This window comes from Mesorhizobium loti (assembly GCF_013170705.1).
Taxonomy (GTDB): domain Bacteria; phylum Pseudomonadota; class Alphaproteobacteria; order Rhizobiales; family Rhizobiaceae; genus Mesorhizobium; species Mesorhizobium loti_D.
This window is the reverse complement of sequence record NZ_CP033334.1, coordinates 5091700-5116432: the sequence shown is the minus strand read 5'-3', so window position 1 is coordinate 5116432 and position 24733 is coordinate 5091700. Positions and strand designations below refer to the sequence as shown.

Annotated in this window: 25 protein-coding genes; 16 read left to right on the top strand and 9 right to left on the bottom strand. The window is 62.9% G+C overall.

The genetic code is table 11. From position 1 onward, the window contains the following. Nucleotides 1–154: 154 nt before the first annotated feature. Entirely contained in the window at nucleotides 155–1540 is a 1386-nt protein-coding gene (gene sthA, locus EB815_RS25250; protein ID WP_056562571.1) for a Si-specific NAD(P)(+) transhydrogenase, read from the top strand. Nucleotides 1541–1630: 90 nt separating this feature from the next. Here sthA and EB815_RS25245 read toward each other — a convergent pair whose 3' ends face one another. Next, nucleotides 1631–2290, bottom strand: coding sequence for an alpha/beta hydrolase (locus EB815_RS25245; protein WP_056562568.1), 660 nt, complete (start codon nucleotides 2288–2290; stop codon nucleotides 1631–1633). A gap of 201 nt (nucleotides 2291–2491) precedes the next feature. Here EB815_RS25245 and EB815_RS25240 point away from each other — a divergent pair, with 201 nt between their 5' ends. Beyond that, nucleotides 2492–3670, top strand: coding sequence for an OpgC family protein (locus EB815_RS25240; protein ID WP_056562565.1), 1179 nt, complete (start codon nucleotides 2492–2494; stop codon nucleotides 3668–3670). A 12-nt stretch (nucleotides 3671–3682) separates the two neighbouring features. Here the strand turns inward: EB815_RS25240 and EB815_RS25235 are convergent, their stop codons facing one another. Beyond that, a complete protein-coding gene (locus tag EB815_RS25235) occupies nucleotides 3683–4759 on the bottom strand; it encodes a LacI family DNA-binding transcriptional regulator (protein ID WP_056562562.1) in 1077 nt (358 codons plus the stop codon). A 163-nt stretch (nucleotides 4760–4922) separates the two neighbouring features. Between EB815_RS25235 and EB815_RS25230 the strand changes: the two genes are divergently transcribed. Then, a complete protein-coding gene (locus EB815_RS25230; RefSeq protein ID WP_081294705.1) occupies nucleotides 4923–5066 on the top strand; it encodes a hypothetical protein in 144 nt (47 codons plus the stop codon). Nucleotides 5067–5289: 223 nt separating this feature from the next. Here the strand turns inward: EB815_RS25230 and EB815_RS25225 are convergent, their stop codons facing one another. Then, the gene (locus EB815_RS25225; RefSeq protein ID WP_056562559.1) at nucleotides 5290–5655 is read right to left on the bottom strand and encodes a DUF423 domain-containing protein; all 366 of its coding nucleotides are present in this window, start codon (nucleotides 5653–5655) and stop codon (nucleotides 5290–5292) included. 34 nt (nucleotides 5656–5689) lie between these two features. Next, on the bottom strand, nucleotides 5690–6943 hold the full coding sequence (locus EB815_RS25220) for a multidrug efflux MFS transporter (RefSeq protein WP_056562556.1): 1254 nt from the start codon (nucleotides 6941–6943) through the stop codon (nucleotides 5690–5692). 117 nt (nucleotides 6944–7060) lie between these two features. On the opposite strand from EB815_RS25220, the gene EB815_RS25215 reads away from it, so the two are divergent. Both EB815_RS25215 and EB815_RS25210 read left to right on the top strand, forming a co-directional pair. Then, entirely contained in the window at nucleotides 7061–7726 is a 666-nt protein-coding gene (locus tag EB815_RS25215; RefSeq protein WP_056562555.1) for a GntR family transcriptional regulator, read from the top strand. A 194-nt stretch (nucleotides 7727–7920) separates the two neighbouring features. Beyond that, nucleotides 7921–8181: a DUF982 domain-containing protein gene (locus tag EB815_RS25210; protein WP_056562552.1), complete on the top strand. Its 261-nt coding sequence runs from the start codon at nucleotides 7921–7923 to the stop codon at nucleotides 8179–8181. A 54-nt stretch (nucleotides 8182–8235) separates the two neighbouring features. Here the strand turns inward: EB815_RS25210 and EB815_RS25205 are convergent, their stop codons facing one another. After that, nucleotides 8236–8382: a hypothetical protein gene (locus EB815_RS25205; protein ID WP_081294707.1), complete on the bottom strand. Its 147-nt coding sequence runs from the start codon at nucleotides 8380–8382 to the stop codon at nucleotides 8236–8238. A gap of 199 nt (nucleotides 8383–8581) precedes the next feature. Here EB815_RS25205 and EB815_RS25200 point away from each other — a divergent pair, with 199 nt between their 5' ends. Together EB815_RS25200 and EB815_RS25195 are read left to right on the top strand one after the other, a co-directional pair. Continuing rightward, nucleotides 8582–9553, top strand: coding sequence for a glycosyl transferase family 90 (locus EB815_RS25200; RefSeq protein WP_056562550.1), 972 nt, complete (start codon nucleotides 8582–8584; stop codon nucleotides 9551–9553). A 149-nt stretch (nucleotides 9554–9702) separates the two neighbouring features. Next, entirely contained in the window at nucleotides 9703–10674 is a 972-nt protein-coding gene (locus tag EB815_RS25195; protein ID WP_056562545.1) for a glycosyl transferase family 90, read from the top strand. A gap of 18 nt (nucleotides 10675–10692) precedes the next feature. Here the strand turns inward: EB815_RS25195 and EB815_RS25190 are convergent, their stop codons facing one another. Continuing rightward, nucleotides 10693–11736: an aldo/keto reductase gene (locus tag EB815_RS25190; RefSeq protein WP_056562542.1), complete on the bottom strand. Its 1044-nt coding sequence runs from the start codon at nucleotides 11734–11736 to the stop codon at nucleotides 10693–10695. A 281-nt stretch (nucleotides 11737–12017) separates the two neighbouring features. Here EB815_RS25190 and ppk2 point away from each other — a divergent pair, with 281 nt between their 5' ends. Then, on the top strand, nucleotides 12018–12938 hold the full coding sequence (ppk2, locus tag EB815_RS25185; RefSeq protein ID WP_056562540.1) for a polyphosphate kinase 2: 921 nt from the start codon (nucleotides 12018–12020) through the stop codon (nucleotides 12936–12938). A gap of 188 nt (nucleotides 12939–13126) precedes the next feature. On the opposite strand, the gene EB815_RS25180 is transcribed toward ppk2, so the two are convergent. The 3 genes from EB815_RS25180 to EB815_RS25170 all read right to left on the bottom strand — a co-directional run bounded on the left by EB815_RS25180 (nucleotide 13127) and on the right by EB815_RS25170 (nucleotide 15952). Beyond that, complete coding sequence (locus tag EB815_RS25180) at nucleotides 13127–13774, bottom strand: dihydrofolate reductase family protein (protein WP_056565436.1); 648 nt, start codon at nucleotides 13772–13774, stop codon at nucleotides 13127–13129. 208 nt (nucleotides 13775–13982) lie between these two features. Next, a complete protein-coding gene (hemB, locus tag EB815_RS25175) occupies nucleotides 13983–15014 on the bottom strand; it encodes a porphobilinogen synthase (RefSeq protein WP_056562537.1) in 1032 nt (343 codons plus the stop codon). 113 nt (nucleotides 15015–15127) lie between these two features. Continuing rightward, entirely contained in the window at nucleotides 15128–15952 is an 825-nt protein-coding gene (locus EB815_RS25170) for a DUF2066 domain-containing protein (protein WP_056562534.1), read from the bottom strand. A 186-nt stretch (nucleotides 15953–16138) separates the two neighbouring features. On the opposite strand from EB815_RS25170, the gene EB815_RS25165 reads away from it, so the two are divergent. The 8 genes from EB815_RS25165 (at nucleotide 16139) to nrdR (ending at nucleotide 24731) form a co-directional block, all read left to right on the top strand. Further along, entirely contained in the window at nucleotides 16139–17182 is a 1044-nt protein-coding gene (locus EB815_RS25165; protein WP_056562531.1) for an enoyl-CoA hydratase/isomerase family protein, read from the top strand. Next, the gene (locus EB815_RS25160) at nucleotides 17179–17601 is read left to right on the top strand and encodes a DUF6163 family protein (RefSeq protein WP_056562528.1); all 423 of its coding nucleotides are present in this window, start codon (nucleotides 17179–17181) and stop codon (nucleotides 17599–17601) included. Before EB815_RS25165 ends, EB815_RS25160 begins: the two co-directional genes overlap by 4 nt. A 238-nt stretch (nucleotides 17602–17839) precedes the next feature. Beyond that, nucleotides 17840–18355, top strand: coding sequence for a transcriptional regulator LdtR (ldtR, locus tag EB815_RS25155; protein WP_013896002.1), 516 nt, complete (start codon nucleotides 17840–17842; stop codon nucleotides 18353–18355). Nucleotides 18356–18705: 350 nt separating this feature from the next. Continuing rightward, nucleotides 18706–19959: a L,D-transpeptidase family protein gene (locus EB815_RS25150; RefSeq protein ID WP_065005006.1), complete on the top strand. Its 1254-nt coding sequence runs from the start codon at nucleotides 18706–18708 to the stop codon at nucleotides 19957–19959. 274 nt (nucleotides 19960–20233) lie between these two features. Then, entirely contained in the window at nucleotides 20234–21877 is a 1644-nt protein-coding gene (locus EB815_RS25145; protein ID WP_056562521.1) for a Na+/H+ antiporter, read from the top strand. Nucleotides 21878–22070: 193 nt separating this feature from the next. Then, on the top strand, nucleotides 22071–23384 hold the full coding sequence (gene glyA / locus EB815_RS25140; RefSeq protein ID WP_015318249.1) for a serine hydroxymethyltransferase: 1314 nt from the start codon (nucleotides 22071–22073) through the stop codon (nucleotides 23382–23384). Nucleotides 23385–23483: 99 nt separating this feature from the next. Then, entirely contained in the window at nucleotides 23484–24062 is a 579-nt protein-coding gene (locus tag EB815_RS25135) for a hypothetical protein (protein ID WP_171883362.1), read from the top strand. A 189-nt stretch (nucleotides 24063–24251) separates the two neighbouring features. Next, a complete protein-coding gene (nrdR, locus tag EB815_RS25130; RefSeq protein ID WP_056562515.1) occupies nucleotides 24252–24731 on the top strand; it encodes a transcriptional regulator NrdR in 480 nt (159 codons plus the stop codon). Nucleotides 24732–24733: the final 2 nt, after the last annotated feature.

Here is a 24733-nt window from a genome sequence, read left to right as displayed (position 1 = left end):
AGGCTTGCGGCGGAATCAAGGTCGAGCGCTTCGAGGGACGCGAAGCCTGAAAGCCGTGCTCCGCGATCTGAATCGGTTGAATTCGCCGCGTGGATGGCTTTAGCTTGTTGCGGCGCAACAAAGCGTTCTGGGGCGGAAGTGAGGGGACGGCACTATGGACTACGATATGCTGGTCATCGGCAGCGGCCCTTCCGGACGCCGCGCCGCGGTGCAGTCGGCCAAACTCGGCAAATCGGTGCTGGTGGTCGATCGCGGCCGGCGTCTCGGCGGCGTCTCGGTGCACACCGGCACCATCCCCTCGAAAACGCTGCGCGAAACGGTGCTCAATCTCTCGGGCTGGCGCGAGCGCGGCTTTTATGGACGCGGCTACAGGGTCAAGCAGGACATTTCGGTCGGCGACCTGATCGAGCGCCTGCACAAGACGCTCGATCACGAGGTCGAGGTGCTGCAACACCAGTTCATGCGCAACACCGTCAAGAGCGCCCGCGCGGCGGTGAAATTTCTCGGCCCCGACAAGGTCAGCCTGACATCGGACAATGGCGATTACAGCGAGGTCGGCTTCGCCAACGCGCTGATCGCGGTCGGCACCAGGCCGCACAGGCCGCGCGACGTGCCTTTCGACAAGACCCGTGTCTTCGACAGCGACGAGATGCTCGAGCTTGACCGCCTGCCGCGCACGCTGACGGTCATCGGTGGTGGCGTTATCGGGGTCGAATACGCCACGATCTTTTCGGCGCTCGATGTGCCGGTGACGCTGGTCGAGCCGCGCAATTCCATCCTCGATTTCGTCGACCGCGAGATCGTCGATGATTTCATCCACCAGATGCGCGATCGCGGCATGACGATAAGGCTGGGCAGCGCGGTGAAGGAAATCCGCTCCAAGCCCGAGGCAGCCGAGGTGGAACTGGCCGATGGCCGCACCATCCGCTCCGAGGTCGTGCTCTACGCCGCCGGTCGCACCGGTAATATCGCCAGCCTGGGCCTCGACATGGTCGGCATCGAGGCCGACTCCCGAGGCCGCATCAAGGTCGATCCACAGACGTTCCAGACCAGCGTGCCCAACATCTACGCCGCCGGCGATGTCATCGGCTTTCCAAGTCTCGCCTCGACCTCGATGGAGCAGGGCAGGGTGGCCGCCTGCCACGCTTTCGGCGTGACGCTGCCGCCGCCACCGGAGACCTTCCCCTATGGCATCTATGCGGTGCCGGAGATCTCGACCGTCGGCCAGTCCGAGGAACAGGTGCGCCAGAGCGGCGGCGCCTATGAGGTCGGTGTCGCGCGTTTCCGCGAAACCTCGCGCGGCCACATCATGGGTGTCGACACCGGCTTCCTGAAACTGTTGTTCTCGATCGAGACGCGGCGACTGCTCGGCGCCCATATTGTCGGCGAGGGCGCCACCGAGCTCATCCATATCGGCCAGGCGGTCATCAACCTCGGCGGTACGGTCGACTTCTTCGTCAACAACACTTTCAACTACCCGACGCTGGCGGAAGCCTACAAGATCGCCGGGCTCGACGCCTGGAACAGGATGGGGCGCTAGGCTTCAGCATCTTCGCTCCTCGCCGGTGCGGAGGCGCGGATCGCGGCCGCGCCCGATCGAGACAGCGGTCGATTCGAAGGGCCGGTCCGCCTACGCCACGTCAGCCGACCCCGCCAGCCATTGCCTGACAATGGCGGCGTCCGGATCGCCGATTTCATGGCCCGAGGGAATGATCCGAGCGTCGATCGCGGCGCCGCGCCGGCTGAGCAGCGTCACCAGTGCCGGCGCAAAGGGCCCGTAGGTCTCGTCGGCGGCGCCAGCGATAATCAGCGTCGGTATTCCAGCGAGGTCCGTCGCGGGCACATGGTCGAGTACAGGCATTGGCCTTAGCAGCACCGCCCTGCGGACGATGCCCGGATGGAGCAGCATCAGGCTGGAAGCCAGATTGGCTCCGTTCGAATAGCCGAGGAACGTCGCGTGATCGAGATCAAGCCCATGGCGCTTGGCGGCCTCGCTTGCGAATGCCGCGAAGGCGGCCGTTTCGGCCACGATGCTCTTCTGTTCGAAGCGCGTCGGGGTTATCCGCTCGAACCAGCGAAAACCGTCCTCCTGGGGGATACGGCCACGCGCCGCGATCAGCATTGCGTCGGGTGCGATGCGTCTTGCCAGCGGCACCAGGGTGGTCTCGTCGACACCCGATCCATGCAGCAGGAAAAGGCATTCGCGGCTGTTCCCGCCGGCGCCCAGGAGGCGATAGGGAAAGGCCAGATCCTTGAGCAGCGGACTGTTTTCGGTGCTGTCGCCGGTCATCCCGCATCCTCTTGATTATATGAGGCTTCGCTCAATTTGCCGGCTTCAAAACGCAATATTTTCATGCTCCGCGAAAGTTGATTGAACCAGGCTCATTCCAGCCCGTTTGTGCGCCGATATACTCCGCTTGGGAGGAATCGAAGCGGTGCGCCGGGGGTCGCATTGCTGGACATGAACAACCAGCTTTGAGGCCTTTTGTCGATGATTACCCCTGTCTCGCCCGAACGCGATACGCGTATCGATGTGCTGCGCGCATTGGCGCTGCTCACCATTTTCATCGACCATGTGCCGGGCACGGCTTTCGAGGTCATGACCTACAAGAATTTCGGTTTCTCGGACGCGGCAGAGGCGTTCGTGCTGATTTCCGGCATCTCGGTGGCGCTGGCCTACGGCACGAAGTTCCGCTCGGGTGGCCGGCTTCTGGCCACATTGAAGATGTGGCGGCGGGCAGGCATGCTCTATATCGCCCATATCGTCACGACCATGGTTGTGATCGCCTTGTTCTGTACCGTGGCCGTGTTCACGAGGCGGCCGGAATTGCTGAAACTGATCAACATCGAGCCCTTGATGAAGAACACGCCGGAAGTGCTGGTCGGCATCGTCACGCTCGGCCATCAGCTTGGCTACAACAATATCCTGCCGGTCTATGCCGCGCTGCTTCTGATGGCCCCGGCCTTCGTCCTGTTCATCAGCTACAGACCCGTCGCGGCGCTGGTCGTGTCCGGCGCGCTGTGGTTGGTCGCCGGCATCTGGCAGATCGCCCCGCCCAACTATCCTGAGCCCGGCTTCTGGTTCCTGAACCCTCTCTCCTGGCAGTTCCTGTTCAACATCGGCCTCGCCGCCATGCTGCATGTCAGGCGCGGCGGTGTCATTCCGATCAACCGCTGGCTGGTCGGCGCGGCCGCGACCTATGTGCTGACGGCGCTGATATGGGTGCACAGTCCGCTCTGGGGCCAGATAACATGGTTCAAGCTTCCGGTGGTCATCGGCGGTTTTGACAAGACCTTCCTGTCGCTGCCAAGGCTGCTGCATATCCTGGCTGTCAGCTATCTGATCGTCGCCTTGCCGGCGCTCTCGAACCTGTTCCGCACCAGCCCTGACCATCCGCTGGCGATACTCGGCAAGCGCTCGCTGCCGGTCTTCATCGCCGGCACGGTGATCGCCATGGTCGCGCAGGTGATGAAACTGATCAATCCGGGCGGGCTTGCCTATGACAGCCTGCTGCTGTCGGCCGGCATCGCCATGCAGTTCGCGCTCGCCTTCTATCTCGAATGGCTGTCGACCATCAGCGCTTCGGCCAAGGTCCGCATGACGCAAAAGGATGTCACGCCGGCGCGTGCGTCTTTCGGCATCTCCGCCATGGCAAGAGCCAATCGCTGAGGGGGCCGTCGTTCAGCCGCGCGGCGGAGCCGACGAGGCCCGCACGACCAGTTTGACCGGCAGCAACTGCCGGCTGACCTTGCCGTCGCTCTCCAGGATGGCCTTGACGGCAAGGCGGCCCATTTCGGCTATCGGCTGGGCGATCGTGGTCAAGGGCGGCTCGGACACGGCGGCCTCCGGAACACCGTCGAACCCGATGACGGAAACATCGTTGGGGACGCTGAGCTTGCGTGCGCTCAACCATTCGAGCGTCACCAGGGCTATTTTGTCCGACATCGCCAGGATGGCCGTGGGCGGCTCCTTGGCCGCGAAGACGGTTTCGAGGGCCGCTCTCGTGCTGGCCGCGTCGTTGGCGGTCTCGTAGACGGGCACTGTGGATGTGTCGACGCCAACCCGTGAAAGCTCCTGGAGATAGCCGGTGAGCCGGTCGCGCGTGCCGGCATAGGTCGCTGAGCGAACCTGCTCGGGCGAAACGAGACCCGTCCTGCCGTCGACGAAAGGCAGTGCCAGAACGGCAAAGCGGCGATGTCCTAGATCCGTGAGATGGCGCGCCGCGAGGCTGGCACCGGCGATGTTGTCGACACCGATCGCCGCGACCGCTCCGTCCTCGGAGTCAAGGTCGAGTGCCACGAAGGGCAGTTTGCGCTCGCGCGCCAGTTCCACCAGCCGCGAACCGCCTTCGATGCAGAAGACGATGAAGCCGTCGACCAGGGCACTCTGGATGTTCCAGGCAAGCTGTTCGTTATTAGCTGCCGATACCAGGGAAATGCCGGCTCCTGTCGCATCGCAGGCCTGCGAGATGCTCGCCATCATGACCCGCGCGAAAGGATCGTCGAAGAAGTAGGAGAGGGGTTCGGCGGTGGCGACGCCGATGGCGTTGACCTTGCCCGCCCGCAACAGGCGGCCCTTGGGATCCGGCCCGCCATAGCCCATCGCCTCGGCCGCGGCCTTCACTCGTTCGCGAACCTCCTCGCGCACGATCTCCGGGCGGCTGAAGACATTGGATGCGGTGCCGTGCGAAACACCGGCGGCCTTGGCGATATCGGCCAGCCGGACGGGTCTTCGATTGCTTGCGGTGAGTGACGCCATTTGTGCGTGCCTCCTGACATGCATTTAGCACGTTCCGGATTTGCATCTAGCACTTTCGTTGGATCGATTCAAATTCTGCTTGACCGGGAACTGTCGGAGACCTAGTATTGAATCGATCCAAATGATTGGTTTGGCCGGTCTGTGTTTTCAGAGGAGGTACGGCATGCATCCCGTCAATTACCTGTTCGAAGACATCTATCGCAACGACTGGAGCATCGGGTCGGCCGCCAACAGCTTCAGGCTGCGGGGCAGGGCAAGCCCATGGATTCGCGACCTTCGCTTCCTGGTGGGGCGTAAGCGAAGCTGATCGCCGTGTTTTTTGCCTACGCATTGGATCGATTCAACCCGAAAAGAGAAAAATCATGCATCCCATCAGGCATCTGTTCGAAGACATTTACCGCAACTACTGGGGCATCGCTCCGGCCGCTGAACGACCAGAAGCGCGTCGCCTGACGAAGAGGGCCTCGCGCAATCGGGATCGCTGGATCCGCACCGGACGTCCCGGGGATTGATCCCGACCGATTCGGCCCCTAGGAACGCCGACGTATCAGGGCGGATATCGCTATCCCCAGCCAGCCGGCGATGAGCAAAGTGCCTCCAATCGGCGCCGACATCGCAAACAGCCTCGAGCCCAGGAAATCGCGGGCAAGTAGATCGCCCGCGAAAAGCAGGAGCCCGGCAAGCAAGGCGACGCTGGCGATCCGCAGAAAGCGATTCGCGCCGGCGAGGCCGACGGCGAGGAAGACAGGCGCGTGCATCAAGAGGAACGACGCGGCCGTGCCGGTGAAGGCGCCGCCGAGATGCGCGGCGGCAGCTGACAGCGCCACGCCTGCCGCGCCGACGAGACCGCCGGCAAACACGAGGGTAGGGCTGGCTGTCGGTTCGGAGGAATTCATGTCGGCAGGTTCCCTGTCTTAACGGCCTGAGCCCTCAGGACTCGCTCGCTTCCAACGCCATATGCCGTGTGCGCCGCGACTGGACAATCCAGTTGTAGGCGGCACCGCCAGCCATCAGCACCGATGTCGCGAGAAACACCGAGCGCATTCCGAAGTGACCGCCGACGAAACCACCGGATAGTGGTCCCGCGACCTGCCCGACATACTGCGCCGAGATGGCCAGCCCAAGCACATTGCCGCCGACCCCGTCGGGGATGTTGTGGCGGATGACGCTGGTGATGCAGGGCAGCAGGCCACCCAGCGCCAGTCCCATCAGAAAGCGCAGGCCGATCAGTTGCCAGCCATTGCTGACGAAGGCCTGCGGGATAAGCAGCAGGGCCGATACGGCCAGCGCTCCGACGACGACATTCCAGTGGCCGACACGATCCGCGAGCTTGCCGAGCCAGGATGCCGACAGGATAGTGCCCAGCGCCGTCGCCGACATCACCACGCCCGCGATCATCGTCACCCGGCTCTGGTCCTCTATGAGTTGCTGTACATAGACGGTGATGATCGGCTCGATCGACATTGTGGCGAAGGCTAGTAGCATGCCGGTTGTCAGCATGGCCACGACGGGGCGCTTGTCCGGGATCTGCGACCAGCCGCTTTTCGGCTTTGCCGCCGACGCTGCCGTGGCCGGCCTCGCTCGCTGGGTCTCCTTGATGAGGAACGTGGTCGCCAGGAAGGCAAGGAAGATGACGCCGCCGGACAACAGGAACGTGGCGCGAATGCCGATGATCGGCGGCAGCGCACCGCCGAGCAGGGGACCGACAAGTGAACCCGCCGTGATTCCCGCGGACAGGACGCCGAGCGCCCAGCCGGAACGGTCCTTGGGCGTCTGCATGGCCACCAGTATGGTCGAACCCGATGAATAGCCGCCGGCAAACCCGATCAGCAGGCGCAGCAGCACCAGTTGCCAGACCGTCTCGACCATGCCCGTCAGCGACATGCAGATCGCCATGCCGAAGCTGGCGCGCACCAGCATCACCTTGCGGCCGTAGCGGTCGCCCAGCCGTCCCCACAGCGGCGCGACCAGGGCCGCGGCGAAGAAGGTGGCGCCGTAGGCGATGCCGGACCACTGCACGATCGCCGCATGGCCTTGCGCGCCGAGCTGCTCGACATAGAGCGGCAGAAAAGGCAACAGCAGCGTCATGGCGATGAGTGTGCTGAACGAGCCGGCGAAACAGACGGCGAGATTGCGCCGCCAGTGAATGTTGTAGCCGCCCTGTTGCGTATCTTCCTGTGCCATGTCCTTGCCTGCTCGATATCAACGCTTGTTGCGGATACCATTTTGGGATACCAAACTGGTATCCGTCATGAACTTCAACCCGGCTGCTGTCAATGCGGCTTCGAAGAGGCCAACACGATGTCGCAGATGCAGAATGTCGAACGACAGTTGCGGGAGATGATCCTGGGGCTCGAGATCGGCCCAGGCGAGAAATTGACCGAGCGTTGGATCGAAGGGCGCTTCGGCGCCTCGCGCACACCGGTCAGGGCGGCACTTCTGCGGCTGGAGACCGAGGGGCTGGTTGGCAGGGATGGCCGTGGCTGGACGGTGTCGCCGATCAACCTTGCCGAGCTCGAGCAGATCGCCGTCTATCGCGAAGCTGTCGAGGTCGCGGCCGTGCGGCTGACATGCATGCACGCCGAAAGCAGCGCCATCGATGTCATCGAGGCGATGCTCGATTCCTGCGACGAAAACACGCCGCGCGAGGAATGGCACCGTGTCGGCATGGATTTTCACATCGAGCTGGCGCGCCTGTCGGGCAACGAATTCCTGTTCAGGGCAGTGCGCGATGCCATGACGCGCCTGTCGCGGGCCCGCTGGTTGGAGGTGCGTGACGAGGCGGCTCTGGGACGCGCCTGGGCCGAACACCGTGCCATTCTGGCGGCGGCCCGCCTTGGCGAGGCCGACGAAGCGGCGCGTCGGCTTTCGGCCCATATCGTCGGCAGCCGCGACCGGCTGGTGACGTCGCTCGCCAACGATCGACGCGGTCTTCGCGCCAGGGGATTTGCCGTCGTCGCCGCTTGAAGCAAGTCCGGGAAAAGTGTGAAGCGGTTTTCTGCCCGGAATTGCGTCCAGCATAAAGAGACAGAGGCGGTTAGGCGTTTCCGTGAAGTCGGGACTGTTCCGCACGGGCAGGGCGCTGCCGGGCAAAAGCGGCGTCCGCACGCGAAGCGCACTTTCGGCCTCGCTTCACGGGCGCCGATGGCGTAAGAGCGGCGATGGAAAACAACCGATTTGAAACACCCGTGACCGTCAAGTCCGTCACGGCGGGAAGCACTCAGCTCTTGCGCACGGCCCGCGAGGCTTCCGATTACCTCCTCAACAGCTGGCCCGGCAAGCGCAGTCCCAAGCATCGCGCGGCGCTGCAGGCTTGCCACGATGCGCTGGCCGGCGACAAGCCGGCCATGAATGCCAGGCGCGCCTTTATCGCCGCGGCGCGGGAAGTGGACGTTTTTATCAGCGACAAGGCGCCCGCCTGACACAGGGCGGCGAGCTGGATTGAGGCAAGGCCCGCATATGCGGGCCTTTTGCCGTCATTCCGCTGTTTCGTTTTCGATCTCGGTCTCGGGTTTTGAACGTTCCCGCGCGGCAACCTTGGCCGCCAGCTTTTCGGCCTTCTTCGCCGCCTTCTGCCGGTCACGTTCCTTGCGTTCCTGATCGTAGTTTGGTGCTCGCGCCATATCGGTTCCTTTTGACCTGCCTTGCGGCTCTGACCCTGCCTAGGAGCATTAGCCGTCAAACACAACAGCTGAAGCGGCTCTGCGCGGGCGCGGCGTCGCGGATCCGCAGGGGGGCTTGCCAGACGGGCGCCGTAATGATGTAGAAAACGCGGGGCGCCAGCGTATTGAGAGCCGCTCGTTTGTTTTGATCAAGTGAACCATGGCCACAATTGCGCGGACGTCGGCAAAGGTTTTCTATTATGCGCGAAACGTCGCGCGCGATGTCATTCCACAAGCCTTGTTTCGCCGCAGACTGGCCGTCCGCCTCGAAAAGGCCAGGCTTTCCGACGAGACGGCGCGCCGGCGGGTGAATTACTACAACAAGCTGCAGGATGGCTTCGCCCCAAGCGCCAATGCCATGCGCATCAGCAAACTGCCCTTCACGCCGACCATGTATTATTACGACCTGAAGGAGTTCGCCCGCTACTTCGACCCCGGATTGCTGATCGATCTCGAATTCGGCGACGTCAGGAATGTGCCGAAGGTGCCGACGATCGTGAAGGACCGGCCGATCCGCGATGACGACAAGAACGCGGTCATCATGAAGCTCGACAAGTTTCGTCACTTCCAGATGCCGGCTGACGCCATCTCGTTCGCCGACAAGCTGCCTGTCGTGGTCTGGCGCGGCGATCTCAACAATCCGATCAGGACGAGATTTCTGAAGGCGGTGCGCGACCTGCCGTTCTGCGATGCCGGCTCGCACAAGCCGAACGCTCCGGCCGAATACGCCAAGCCGTTTCTCAGCATCAGCCAGCACCAGCGCTACCGCTACATCGTCTCGCTTGAGGGCAATGATGTCGCGACCAACCTCAAATGGATCTTGAGCTCGAAGTCGCTCTGCCTGATGCCGCCGCCGACATACGAGACATGGTTCGCCGAGCGACAGCTCGAGCCCAATGTCCACTATGTGCCGCTCGAAGCTGATTTCTCGGACCTTGCCGAACATGTGGCCTATTTCGAACGCAACCCGGAGAAGGCGGAGCGTATCACCGCGGCTGCGAACGCCTATTGCCGGACCTTTGGGCACGAACAGACCGAACAGGCGATCTCCCTGCTGGTGCTGTACAAATATTTTGTGCTCAGCGGCCAGATCAAGCCGGATGCCGAGGTCTGGCGCTGCATAACGGGCTAGTTGCCCAGGCCCTTCCATCGAAGCCGGGAGGCACGCGCTGGACGACCGCCGCGCCAGTAAATGCCTGGCACAACGACGCGCAGGCGTGACGCGGGAACAAACTCGGCTGTCGTGTGTTTTGGTCGCGTTTGTCCTGATCAACGTGAACCATGGCCGGCATAAAAAGAACGACGCAGAAGGTTTTCTATTACGCGCGAAACGTCATGCGCGATATCGCGCCACAGGCACTCTTCCGACGACGGCTGGCGGACCGCCTGGAGCAGGCCAGGCTTTCGGACGAGGCCGTGCGCCGGCGGTTGAATGACTACAACAAGCTGCAGGACGCCTTTGTGCCTGGCCCGGATGCGGTGCGCATCGACAAGATGCCGTTCGAGCCGAGCATGTACTATTACGACCTGAAGGAGTTTGCCCGCTATTTCGACCCGTCATTGCTTCTCGACGTGGAGTTCGGCGACGTCATCGGGGTGCCGAAGGTGCCGACGCTCGTCAAGGACCGGCCGATCCATACGGACAATGGCAATGCGGTCATTCTGAAGTTCAACAAGTTCCGCCACTTCTACATGCCCGCCGACGCAGTCGCCTTCGCCGACAAGCTGCCGGTCGTGATCTGGCGCGGCGATCTCAACAATCCGATCAGGACGCGGTTCCTGGACGCGGCGCGTGACCTGCCATTCTGCGACGTAGGTTCACACAAGCGAAGTGCGCCGGCCGAGTACAGCAAGCCCTTTCTCAGCATCCGCCAACACTTGCGCTACCGCTATATCGTCTCGCTCGAGGGCAATGACGTGGCGACCAACCTCAAATGGATCATGAATTCGAACTCGCTGTGCCTGATGCCGCCGCCGACCTACGAGACGTGGTTCGCGGAGAGCCGGCTCGAAGCCAACGTCCACTATGTGCCGCTCGATCCGGATTTCGCCGACCTTGGCGAAAAGGTTCGCTATTTCGAACGGCATCCGGCGCAGGCCGAGCGTATTGTTGCCGCGGCCAATGCCTACTGCCGGACATTCTCCAATGAGCGGGACGAGCAGGCTGTCTCCCTGCTCGTGCTCTATAAATATTTCGTGCTCAGCGGCCAGATCGAGCCCGATCGCCAACTCTGGCACTTCATCGAGGGCTAGCGCGCTTCGGCCGGAGAGTCAGATGACGCTGCGGTCAAGAACCATATCGGCGGGGCCGAAGCGATCCTTTGCCGTCAATTGCTGGTGCCAGTAGGGGTAGAGCAGGGGCGGGCGGCTGACCGCGTCGAGGCGCTGGCGTTCTTCGGCGTTGAGCTCCAGGGCTGCCGCGGCGAGATTGTCCTTGAGTTGGGTATCGTTGCGGGCGCCGATCACCAGCGAGGAGACGGCGGGGCGGCCGAGCAGCCACGCAAGTGCCACCTGCGCCGCCGAGACGCCGCGAGCCTTGCCGATCTCCACCAGCACATCCACGATCCGCCAGAGCCGATCCTCGTCCCGGATCGGCGGCTCGGACCAGCCCGCGAGCTGGCGCGCGGTCGGGCTGTCGCGGCGGTATTTGCCGGACAGCAAGCCGCCGGCGAGCGGGCTCCAGACCAGCACGCCCAGTCCCTGGTCGACCGAGATCGGCAGCAGTTCATATTCGGCCTCGCGTGCTTCCAGCGTATAGTGGATCTGCTGGGTGACGAAGCGTTGCTGGTGACGGCTGTCGCTGATGGAGAGCGCCTTCATCACCTGCCAGCCGGACCAGTTGGAGCAGCCGATATAGCGCACCTTGCCTTGGCCGACCAAGGTGTCGAGCGCGGCCACCGTTTCCTCGACCGGGGTAAGACCATCCCACTGGTGGACGAAATAGATGTCGATGACGTCGGTCTTCAGCCGCTTCAGGCTCTTTTCGCATTCACGGATCAGATGGTGGCGCGACAGGCCTTCGTCGTTCGGACCGCCGCCGATCCGCATGCGCGCCTTGGACGCGATCAGCACGTCGTTCTTGCGCTTGCCGCCGAGTGCCTCGCCGATGATCTCCTCCGACAGCCCGTTTGAATAGACATTGGCGGTGTCGATGAGGTTGATGCCGGCGTCGATGCACATGTCGATCATCCGCTTGGCTTCGGTAAGATCGCTGTTGCCCACCGCGGCGAAGGGCCCGGTGCCGCCGAACGTCATGGTGCCCAAAGTCAATGTCGAAACCTTCAGGCCGGAACGGCCAAGGGTGCGGTATTCCATGTCAGTCCTCGCGATTGTGTTGAATTGGGGTGCCGCGAAGGGCAGCCCGGAATGCGACCGGGGATTTGTAGGACAATTTGCCCGGCTTGTCGTCATGCAAAGATGGTGGATCGATCACGCATGGCGGAGCTTTCAACGGCCGCGGTCGCGCCCCGAACTGCAATAAAACCGTCACCGCCGGCCTATATTGAATTCGGCTAAGGTGTTTCCATTGCAGGCCACGGGCCTGCAGTTTGGGTGCCGGACATGAACCGACAGGGCTTGCTAGCGGAGCGACCGATATGACCGAGCTGAGACAGAATTCTCCCGCCAAGGATTGGCTTGAAGCCGAGCTCGCCGACACGCTCGACGAAGACTATGAGCTTGAAATGTCGGAGCCGGCGCTGTCGATGGAGATCGCCAAGATCTACAAGAACTCGCATCCGCCTTCGATCGATCGCATGCAGTATTTTCGCGACCTGATCACCTTGCAGTCCGAATTGATCAAGCTGCAGTCCTGGGTCGCTTATCACAAGAAGAAGCTGGTGGTGATTTTCGAGGGCCGTGACTCTGCCGGCAAGGGCGGCGTCATCAAGCGCATCACGCAGCGGCTCAATCCGCGCATCTGCCGCGTCGTGGCACTTCCGGCGCCGACCGAACGCGAGAAGTCGCAATGGTATTTCCAGCGCTATGTCCCGCATCTGCCGGCTGGCGGTGAGATCGTGCTGTTCGACCGCTCCTGGTACAATCGCTCCGGCGTCGAACGAGTGATGGGCTTTGCCTCGCAGGAGCAGGTCGAGGAGTTCTTCCACGACGTGCCGGAGTTCGAGCGCATGCTGGTGCGTTCAGGCATCACCGTGGTCAAGTACTGGTTCTCGATCACCGACGAGGAGCAGCAGATGCGCTTCCTGATGCGCATCCACGATCCGATGAAGCAATGGAAGCTGTCGCCGATGGATCTGCAATCGCGCGTACGCTGGGAGCAGTACACCAAGGCCAAGGAGGAAACCTTCGCCCGCACCAACATTCCGGAGGCGCCCTGGTTCATCGTCGAGGGCAACGACAAGAAGCGCGCGCGGCTGAACTGCATCGACCATCTGCTCAAGCAGATGCCTTACGAAGAGGTGCCGCACGAGGAGATCACGCTGCCCGAGCGTGTCTTCAATCCCGAATACGAGCGCCAGACATTGCCGCGCGAACTCTACGTGCCGGAGAAGTATTGAGCACCTTGTCCTTCTCCCCGTTCACGGGGAGAAGGCGCCCGAGGGGCGGATGAGGGGCTGCGCCGGCGTTGGCGATTGAGCCCCAATGCCATTGGTAGCTTGCCGCTAGTCTCCAAATGTCAGCGACGCCCCTCATTTGCCCTGCCGGGCATTTCTCCCCGTATAGTGACGGGGAGAAAGAGCTGTAGTCACGCCCGCCCGATCGTCACGTGCGTGGCAAGTGTCGTCGCAACCTGCTCGGTGCATCGATAGCCTAGCTTCAACATATCCAGGCCGGCAAAGAGGTTCTCGCCCCTGCCAAGCAGCACGGGCGCCACCGCCAGGTGCATCTCGTCGATCAGCTTTTCCTGCAGGTACTGGCGGATGGTATCGACACCGCCGCCCACCCGCACGTCCTTGTCGCCGGCCGCCGACCTTGCCTGCTCGAGCGCCGAATGGATGCCGTCGGTGATGAAGTGGAAGGTCGTGCCGCCTTCCATGGTGATGGGTGCCCGCTTGTGGTGCGTCAGCACGAAAACCGGCACATGGTAGGGCGGGTTGTCGCCCCACCAGCCCTTCCACTTGTCGTCGGGCCATTCTCCGCGGATCGGCCCGAACATGTTGCGGCCGAGGATCCAGGCGCCGACATTTTCGAAACTGCGCGCCGCGAACGTCTCGTTGGTATCGGTGGTCCCGCCATCTTGTCCGAGCACCATCGTGCGGAAGGTGCGGGTGCCGACCATCCATTTGTGCAGGTTCTCGCCTCCCACGCCGAGCGGATGTTCGAGGGTCTGGCCAGGCCCTGCGCCATGACCGTCGAGCGACAGGGTGAAAGCATTGACACGAAGTTTTGACACCATTGCCTCCTGAACCGCATGTAATTTGCAATCAGTGGCCGTTTAACCTAACTGCTTGCAAAAAGCAATTGGTTTCGTGTGAATGCGCAACGGGCTACAGAAGGCTCCTGACAGCCAGCTGGGAAAGATCGTTCAAAACAAAAGATAACGGCGCTGATACGCCACATCGCTGGGCTTCGGCGGCTTTCTCGTTCAGGTTTGGTGCGAGCTACCCCTTAAGCATCTCAGCCACTTCCGGTGCGAAATAGGTGAGGATGCCGTCGCAGCCGGCGCGCTTGAAGGCGAGCAGCGATTCCAGCATCGCCTTCTCGCCGTCTATCCAGCCATTGGCGCCGGCGGCCTTGATCATCGAATATTCGCCCGACACCTGGTAGGCGAAGGTCGGCATCTGGAATTCGTCCTTCAGCCGGCGGATGATGTCGAGATAGGGCAGGCCTGGTTTGACCATCAGCATGTCGGCGCCCTCGGCGATGTCCTGCTCGGCCTCGCGCACCGCCTCGTCGGAATTTGCGTGGTCGATGTAATAGGTCTTCTTGTCGCCCTTGAGCAGCCCGGCGGTGCCGACCGCCTCGCGATAGGGGCCGTAGAAGGCCGAGGCGAACTTCGTCGCGTAGGACATGATCGCCACGTCCTGGAAACCGTTGGCGTCGAGCGCGTCACGGATGGCGCCGATGCGGCCGTCCATCATGTCGGAAGGCGCGATGATGTCCGCGCCGGCGGCCGCTTGGATGACGGCCGCAGCAGCGACCTGCTCGACCGTCTCGTCGTTGACGATGATGCCGTCGCGCAGGATGCCGTCATGGCCATGGCTGGTGAACGGATCGAGCGCGGCGTCGGTGATGATGCCGATTGCTGGCACCGCGTCCTTTATCGCGCGGCTGGCGCGATTGATGATGTTTTCCGGGTCGAGGATGTGCGAGCCGGTCTGGTCGCGCAAGCCGAGCTCGACATTGGGGAACGTGGCGAGAGCCGGAATGCCGAGCTTTGCCGCCCGTTCGGCCTCCTTGACGGCAAGGTCGACCGACAGGCGGAAGACGCCTGGCATGGCCGCGATCGGCTCGCGTACATCCTTGCCCTCGACAACGAAGATCGGCCAGATCAGGTCGTCGACCGTAAGCCGGTTCTCCTGCACCAGGCGGCGCGACCAGTCGGCCTTGCGCATGCGGCGCAGGCGGCGGCTGCCGGTGATGTCATCGACGCTGCGCGCGCCGGCTGGCTTGGTCGGGGTGAATTTGTTCATGGCCAAAACTCTCGTTTCGGCGGCTTTTACCACGAGCCCTTGTCGCTGACCAATGCGACACGATTGTGCCAGGCCGGCAGAAGGGGAGGTACCGTCCCGCCATGCCTATCCGGTCAGGGCTTTCCATTGCCGGAAAGAATCTGCGCGGCACCCCCTATTGCCGCCCGGAACGCCTCGTCGAAGCTGACGCCGCGGACCTGCCAGCGATAGGTCTTGCCGTGACCGGCCAGTCGCCAATCGGCGATCCAGCCGAGCTCCTTGTCGCTCCATACGATGCTGCCGGCGAGCGCTTGCGCGCCACCGGCCTGTTTGGCCAGCAGATCCAGCCTTGCCATGTCGTCGATGCGCAGCCCTTTTCCGTCCAGCTCGGCCAACTGCGCCGCGTTGGGAAATACGACATGCATCAACAACGGATCGGTGGCATTGGCGAAAGATGCGCGCATCGTCTCGCCACGCTCCTCGTCGGCGCCTAGCAAAAAATGCCGAGCGCCCTGTTCGACGGTGAGAAAGACGGTAAGCGTCGGCCGCTCGCCAAGCCAGGGCCTGCTGCCGAGCTGTTCGAGCAGCTTGTCGACCGTGGCGGGCTTGTAGAGACAAATCAGATCATGCGGCCGGTCATGCGTGCCTTGCTCGTCATGTATCGGAATGCCTTCCAGCCGGTCATGGTAGCGGAAGGTGTCGATGAAATCGCCGGCCTTGTCGCGTAGCGCCAGCATTTCCGGCTTTTTTGGCAGCCGTTGGTCGCCTGAAACCCTGACCAGGACCCGGTCCAGGCAGTCCCTGAAGCCTATCTGGCGGTTCTCTTCGCCCTGGCCGGTGACGATGGTCCGTGACTGGTAGAGATCGTCGATCGTGACGGCGGACGCGGGGCGCGGTGCAAGGCTCGCGATCATAATAAGCCCGATCGTCAACAGCGCTGGACGAAGAAATCCGGACATGGCCAACTGTCCCCGAATCCGCTTGCGCGCGCGGTATCGGCGCGTCGCTTGCAACGGCAGCCATCTTCGTAGCATTGCTCGCCGCCGGCCGCCAAGCCTGTGGTGGAGAGGCCGCCGCCATTGACGCACCCATGCGCCGCCTTTAGCACTTCAGTCCCGCAGGCGCGGGGGAAGGATTCTCTGGCGATGGATTTTGGTGGAGGCGACGAAATTCGCTTCGAACGGTTGGGCAGGGCCGGTGTCGTGACGCTGACGCGACCGCAGGCGCTCAACGCCGTCACCCATCGCATGGTCAAGGCGCTGGGCAAGGCCTTGCATGCCTGGGAGCGCGATGATGGCGTGGACGTCGTCCTCGTCAGGGCCGAGGGCAGGGCGTTTTCGGCAGGTGGCGACATCCTGCATATCTACGAGTCCGGCCGGGCGGGAAATCCGCCGGTCGAGTTCTTCGCCGACGAGTATCGGCTGAACGCCCGCATCAACAGCTTCAAGAAACCCTATGTCGCCCTCATCGACGGCATCGTCATGGGCGGCGGAGTCGGCATCTCCTTTCACGGTTCGCACCGGGTGATGACCGAAAATGCCCAGTTCGCCATGCCGGAGGTCGGCATCGGCTTTTTCCCGGATGTCGGCGCCAGCCATCTTCTGCCCGACCTTGGCGGTTCCTTCGGCATGTATCTGGCCTTGACCGGCAACCGCATCCGCTATGGCGACGCGCTGTGGTCGGGGCTCGCCACCCACACGATCAAGGCCGAAGACCAGGCCAGCATCCTCGATCGGCTGGTGCTGACCGGTGATCCGGAATCGGTGCTGCGCGGTTTCTTTGTCCAGGCAAAGCGGGAGACCGACAGGCCGACGCTCGAAGCGATATCGCGCCATTTCAACCAGCCGTCTCTTCAGGATGTTCTCGACAGCTTGGATCGCGCGTCGGGCACCGATGAATTCGCGGCCAAGACGCTGGCGACGATCCGCATGCGCTCTCCGACCAGCCTTCGCGTCGCCTGGCGGCAGATCAGCGCCGGGCAGACGCTGTCGATGGACGAGTGCATGAAGATGGAATTTCGCATCCTCAACCGCATGCTTGCCGGCCACGATTTCTACGAAGGCATCCGCGCCGCCATCATCGACAAGGGGTCGAAGCCGCAATGGCGGCCGGCAACCCTCGATGCGGTCGGCGAGGCGGATGTCGAGGCCTATTTCGCCCCGCTCGGCGAACGGGAACTCCCGCTATGAGCGAGGTGACGTCGCGACGCGTCGTGCTCCAGCCCTCGACGGTCGAGGTCATCTTCGCCTGGTTCCAGCGCGTCATCGCCGGCTACTGCCTGCTGTTCGGCATCCTGTACTGGATCAAGCTGATCGGCTTTTACCCTGGATCGCTCTGGCGCTTTGACCTGATGCCGGTGCACTGGCAGGTGGCGGCGGTGATGCTCGCCGTGTTCTTCCCCTTCGCCGCGGCGGGGCTTTGGATGCTGGCCTCCTGGGGGCCGGTGATCTGGTTCATCTGCGCCGTCACCGAAACCGTCATGTATGCCGGCTTTCCCGAGCTTTTCGGCCATCGGCTGCTGATCGTCGTCTCGCATGCGGCGGTGGCGCTGCTCTACATCGTCTTTCGCGTCGTCATCTACCTGCAGAAACGCCCCGCGCGGCACTAAGCTCTTGCCGCCGTTGACGACTTCGCGGCCCCCGCGATCCGGCCTCGCGATTATTGCCTAAGCCTTTAGGTTAATTATCCTTGCTCGGGTGACCGTTCGTTAAGCCTCTTTCGAAACCTGTTACCGGTAAGCTCTTGTTAGCCCTAGCGTTTAAGTCGAATTTTATGAGTATTCGATAGTGTCGCGATCAAGGTGAAAAACAAAAAATCACCAGGGCGACAAACGAGAGGCAAAGACAATGATCAATTCGCGTCCGGCGGCGAAGACCGCCAACGTTTCCGACGATCGCCGCGAGGCTATCCGTTCGCTTTACATGGAATCGCTGCAGCTCGTCGAGCGGCTGCACCGCCGTCTGCTTGACGTGATCAAGGACGAATTCGACCGCAACGGCCGTTCTGACATCAATGCCATCCAGGCGCTGCTGCTGTTCAACATCGGCAATTCCGAGCTGACCGCCGGAGAGCTGCGCTCGCGTGGCTACTATCTCGGCTCGAACGTGTCCTACAATCTGAAGAAGCTGGTCGATCTCGGCTTCATCAACCACCAGCGTTCGCGCATCGACCGCCGTTCGGTCCGCGTCTCGCTGACTCCGAAGGGCAACGAGGTGGCTGACGTCGTCGCCGGTCTCTATGAGCGCCATGTCGGCTCGATCGAGCAGGTCGGCGGCATCAACACCGACGAGTTCAAGCAGATGAACCGCGCTTTGCAGCGGCTCGACCGCTTCTGGAACGACACCATCGCCTACCGGATGTAAGGCGCCGCGTCGGATCTGGCCCGCGCCACAGAAGCGCGGCCGAAATAGCGACCTTCAGTCAAGGCCGGTGCCGAAAAGCACCGGTCCCTTTCTTTTCGGAGCGCCGGCCCGGCCGATTTGGGCGCAAGGCCACGTTGCCGCCATATTCCAGTGGAACCGAGGGTGGCAGTGATGCTGTCGTGAAGACCATGCGTCCACCCGCAACCGTATCGCGCCTCGCGCGTTTCTCGCCAACGTGATACGGGCCATGGTTGGCTAATTGTTAAGATTGCCAATTTTAGAGTGCGGGCGAGATCGCCCGATGATCGACGCAGCAAGTGATCGAACCGCTACCTATGTCTGGAACGTCCATGAGAACCAGCCGCCGCTTCTTCCTTTCCGGAGCCTCGTTGCTCGCCGCCGCCATGGTGGCCGGCCGCGCGAGCGCGCAGGATGTGATCGGAGATATCCTGAAATCCTCGGCCCGCGGCAATTGGGACGACCAATTCGACGCCCGTGCCAGCGAAGGCGGCAAGGTGGCGTCGACGCTGCCGATCTTCAGCCCTCAGACGGTTGCGTTCACGGAGCAGGCGGTCGCGCAGTATCAGAACATTGTCGGGCAGGGTGGCTGGGTAGAGGTCTCCGCGACCAAGAAGCTGCAACTCGGCGTCGATGATCCCGATGTCGTGCCGCTGCGCAAGCGGCTCATGGTCGCTGGCGACCTTTCGCAGAGCGCCGGCATCTCGACGGCCTTCGATTCCTATGTCGACTCGGCGGTGAAGCGCTTCCAGCTGCGCCACGGCCTGCCCGCTGACGGCTCGATGGGCAAATACACCTATGCGGCGATGAACGTTTCGGCGCAGGTCCGGCTTGGCCAGCTGCAAACCAATCTGCAGCGGCTGAAGGAGAAGGCCGGCACGCTGGGCAGCCGCTATGTGCTGGTCGACATTCCGGCGGCCCAGGTCGAAGCGGTCGAGAACGACCGCGTCGTGCTTCGCCACACGGCAATCGTCGGCAAGATCGATCGCCAGACGCCGATCGTCAATTCCAAGATCAACGAGATCATCGTCAACCCGTACTGGAACGCGCCGGTCTCGATCGTGCGCAAGGACATCATTCCGCTGATGCGGAAGGATCCCGACTATTTGAAGAACAGCCATATCCGCCTGTTCGCGCCGGACGGCAGCGAAGTCGATCCGATGAACGTCGACTGGTCGACCGATGATGCTGCCAAATACCGGTTCCGCCAGGATCCCGGTTCGGAAAACGCCATGGCTTCGGTCAAGATCAATTTCCCGAGCCCGGACGGCGTCTACATGCACGACACGCCCCAGCAGAGCCTGTTCGGCAAAATGATGCGCTTCGACTCCTCGGGCTGCGTGCGCGTCCAGAACGTGCGCGATCTCGTAACCTGGATCCTGCGCGACACGCCCGGCTGGGACCGTCAGCATTTCGAGGCGGCGATCAAGACCGGCCAGAACACGCCGATCCAGGTCACCAACCCGGTGCCGGTGCACTTCCTCTATCTCTCGGCCTGGTCGACGGGACCTGGCGTGGTCCAGTTCCGCGACGACGTCTACGCGCTGGACGGCGCCAGCGAGCTGCAGATTACATCTTCGCTATAAGGCTTTGATATTCATAACGAAAGGCCGCCATCAGGCGGCCTTTTTTGTTTGGCGGGAACGTCCGCGGGGGCTGGCGTGCGGCCGGCCAGCTGGTGCCCCTAGGCAACCTCGCGTTGACGCCAGGTGCCGGCCTTTTTTTCGACATTGGCGGCATGCTTGCCCATGCGGTCGGCTCGCCCACGCCATGAACTCAGCCCGGCCGTCGCCGCGCCGGCGCTGTCTGGACGCGGGGTCGACGATTGCGCATGGTTCGCGACACAGCCGGAATCGCACCATGCAAGCCGCCATCCTTGTCCTCGTCGTGCTCGTCTTCGTCGCCGTTTCCGGCGCGCTGGTGCGGCTGGTGCGGGTGCCGCTGCCGATCCTGCAGATTGCGATGGGCGCCGCGCTCGCATGGCCGGTGCGCGGCATCCATATCGAGATCGATCCTGAACTGTTCCTGCTGGTGTTCATTCCACCGCTGCTGTTCAGTGACGCTTTTGGCGCGCCCAAGCGCGACCTGATGGCATTGCGCGGACCCATCCTCGACCTTGCCATCGGCCTCGTCTTCTTCACCATTGTCGGCTTCGGCTATGCCTTGCACTGGCTGGTGCCGAGCATTCCGCTGGTCGTTGCCTTCGCGCTCGCGGCGGTCCTGTCACCGACCGACGCGGTGGCAGTCTCCTCGATCGTCGACAGAAGCGTGGTCCCGGCGCGGCTGATGCACATTCTGGAAGGCGAGTCGCTGCTCAACGATGCGTCGGGCCTGGTCATGTTCCGCTTTGCCGTCGCGGCGGCATTGACCGGCAGTTTTTCCTTCGCTGACGCCTCGCTGAGTTTCCTCTACGCCGTGGTGGTCGGCATCCTGGCCGGCGTGGCGGCATTGTTCGTCGCCGCCAAGGCGCTGCAACTCCTGAACCGCATCGGCGACGTGCCGCCCGAGGCGCAGGTGCTGATCACCATCCTGCTTCCCTTCGTCGCCTATCTGGCCGCCGAGCACTTCGAGGCTTCGGGTATCCTGGCCGCGGTGACCGCCGGCCTTTTGACCGGGAGCACCGGCATATTCCGCTTTCTTGGCGTTTCGGCGCGCGTGCAGACGATCTCGCTCTGGACGACATTTTCCTTCGTCTTCAACGGCGCGCTGTTCATCGTGCTCGGCCTGCAGCTCCCCGAAATCATCCGCAAGGTGCCACCGGAGCTCACCGGCAACTATCCGCTCATTCAGCCGGTGCTGACCGTGATGGCGCTGACCTTGTGCCTGATCGCGCTCCGTTTCGTCTGGATCTGGATCGGCGACATCATGGCGGGGCTTGCGGCCCGGCTTGGCAAACGCAGGGCCGAGCCATTCGGCCTGCGCGTGCGGCTCGCCGGATCGGTGGCCGGCGTGCGTGGCGCCATAACGCTGGCCGGCATATTGTCGCTGCCGCTGGCCCTGCAGGACGGCTCGCCGTTTCCCGCGCGGGACCTTGTCATCTTTCTCGCCGCCGGCGTCATCATCTGCTCCCTGGCGATCGCCAGCCTGGCCTTGCCCGTCATCGCGCGCGGACTGGTCGAACCGGGTGAAGACGCAGGCGCCGCCGAGGAACGCATGGCGCGTGTCGGCGCGGCAAAGGCCGCGATCGCCCACCTTGAAAGCATCGCGCAGACCGACGACGAGGAGGGCGATGTGCCCGGCGTCAGGCTCGCCGCCGCCAATGGGATTGTCGCTGCCTACCGGCGGCGCATCGCGGCGGCCGACGAGGCCGATGAAGCGCGCGCAGAGATGCGCGAGGCGGGGAGGCTGGAGATCGACCTGAGGCTGGCCGGCATCGCCGCCGAGCGTGACGCCTTGCGCGCCATGCTACGCCGCGGCGAGATCAACGACCACACGGCGCGGGCGTTGTTCACCGAGATCACGCTCACCGAAGCTCTTCTGGACGGCAGGCAGGCACGAAAATAAGGCCCGCAATGCCCAAGGGACATGGATTTGCAACCTCTGCCGCAAACCGGCCAGCAAATTTCGCGCCGCAAACGTGGCGGGTCGAAAACAACTGTGTTAATGGCGCGGCAATGCGTGTCGCCCAAAAGTGCGCAGCGGTTTTGGGGCAACGGTATGCATAAACAAATTGCCCCCGAACCGAGGATTTCAGGCTATGGCAACAGCAGCGGCAGCGTCGAATAAATTCGAATCCTTCTTCGAAACCACGCTGGAAGACGCCGATCCGGAGATTTTCGGCGCCATCCGCAACGAACTCGGTCGACAGCGCCACGAGATCGAACTGATCGCTTCGGAAAACATCGTCTCGCGCGCGGTGCTCGAGGCGCAAGGGTCGATCATGACCAACAAATATGCCGAAGGCTATCCGGGTAAGCGCTATTACGGCGGCTGCCAGTTCGTCGACGTGGCCGAGGAACTGGCCATCGAGCGGGCGAAGAAGCTGTTCGGATGCAATTTCGCCAACGTCCAGCCGAATTCCGGCAGCCAGATGAACCAGGCGGTATTCCTGGCGCTGCTGCAGCCCGGCGACACCTTCATGGGCCTTGATCTCAATTCCGGTGGCCATCTTACCCATGGCTCGCCTGTGAACATGAGCGGCAAATGGTTCAAGGTCGTCTCCTATGGCGTGCGCAAGGACGACCATCTGCTCGACATGGACGCGATCGAGAAGACCGCGCATGAGACCAAGCCGAAGCTGATCCTGGCCGGCGGCACCGCCTATTCGCGCATCTGGGACTGGAAGCGTTTCCGCGAGATCGCTGACGCGGTTGGCGCTTATCTGATGGTCGACATGGCGCACATTGCCGGCCTCGTCGCCGGCGGCGTGCACCCGTCGCCGCTGCCGCACGCGCATGTGGTGACGACCACCACGCACAAGTCGCTGCGCGGCCCGCGCGGCGGCATGATCCTGTGCAACGACGAGGACATTGCCAAGAAGATGAACTCGGCGGTGTTCCCCGGCCTGCAGGGCGGCCCGCTGATGCATGTCATCGCCGCCAAGGCGGTGGCCTTCGGCGAGGCGCTGAAGCCGAGCTTCAAGGTCTATGCCGAGAGCGTGGCCGCCAATGCCAAGGCGCTGGCTTCGAGCCTCAAGGAGACCGGTCTCGACATCGTTTCCGGTGGTACCGACAACCATCTGATGCTGGTCGATTTGCGCCCCAAGAACGCCACGGGCAAGCGCGCCGAGGCAGCTCTTGGCCGCGCCAACATCACCTGCAACAAGAACGGTATTCCCTTCGATCCGGAAAAGCCCTTCGTCACCTCGGGCGTGCGCCTCGGCACCCCTGCCGGCACGACGCGCGGCTTTGGCCAGGCCGAATTCCGCGAGATCGGCAAGCTGATCGCCGAAGTGCTTGATGGTCTCAAGGTCGCCAATTCCGACGAGGGCAATGCCGCGGTCGAGGCGGCGGTCAAGGCCAAGGTCGTGGCGCTGACCGATCGTTTTCCGCTCTATCCTTATCTCGGTTGATCGTCTCTATCTCGATTGACCCGGCGCGAAGCGTCATCTCTTATTCGCCGGCGGTGCGTCACCCCTGATCGGGTGACGCATGGAACTGGAGACCTGATGATGCGCAATTTTCGTCTCGCCCCGCTCGGCGTTGTCAGCTGGCTGGCCCTTTGCGGATCCGCCCTGGCGCAGACACAGCCCGCCCCGGAGACGCCGGTTACCAACACTTTCGGCAAATGGACGACCATCGTCGATGTGCTCGACACCGGCCAGGATGCGAGCAAGACCTGTGCGGCTTCGACGGCGTTCTTCGATGCGAACGGCAATTCGGGCACGCTGACCTTGTCGATCTCGACCGGCGATGCGCTGCCGCCCGATGCCTTTCCGGCCATCATGCTCACTGTCGACAACAAGCAGCTGCCGACCGGCAAGAAGATCGCGGCGACGTTTGGCGACCCCGGCGTCAAGGTTTCGGCGACGGTCTATTCCAACGATGCCGTCATCGGCCGCCCGAGCTGGACGGTCGACAATCAGGCCAAGACCAGTCTCGCGCTGCTGCGTGCCATGCGCCAGGTTGTCTCGCTCGACGTGACTTTCGGCAAGCAGGCTTTCGCCAGTATCCCGATGGACGGCTTCACCAAGGCCTACCGCAACCTGGGCACGTCCTGCGGCTTCCCGACCAAGGACGTCGCGCCGTGACTGGACGGCTGGGTCCGCAATAGGTCGACTATCGCCTGGCCGTTGCCGGCGGCATCGCCGTCTGGCCGGTTGCCACGCTGGCAATCTTCCTCGCGCCTCGCTATCTCTGAAGAAACGGAACTGCTTCAATCCCGGCCGGAAAGGCTCTAAATCTTTCGCCTCACCAGATTCGCGAACCCAAGGCTTTTCATGCGCTGTCCCTATTGCCAGTCCGAAGATACGCAGGTGAAGGATTCGCGCCCCGCCGAGGATGGCGCGGCGATCCGCAGGCGGCGTGTCTGCCCCGATTGCGGCGGCCGTTTCACCACCTTCGAACGCGTGCAGTTGCGCGATCTGGTCGTGGTCAAGAAGTCGGGCCGGAAAGTACCGTTCGACCGCGACAAGCTGCTGCGCTCGGTTGAGATCGCGGTGCGCAAACGCAATGTCGATCCCGAGCGCATCGACCGCGCGGTGACCGGTATCGTGCGCCAGCTCGAAAGCTCCGGCGAGACGGAAGTGGCTTCCGGCGAGGTCGGCCGGCTGGTCATGGAGGCGTTGAAATCGCTCGACGACGTCGCCTATGTGCGCTTTGCCTCGGTCTACCGCAATTTCCGCGAGGCCAAGGATTTCCACGAGTTGCTGGGCGAACTGAAGGGCGACGAAGACAAGACCGAAGAGGACGCCGGCTGAGC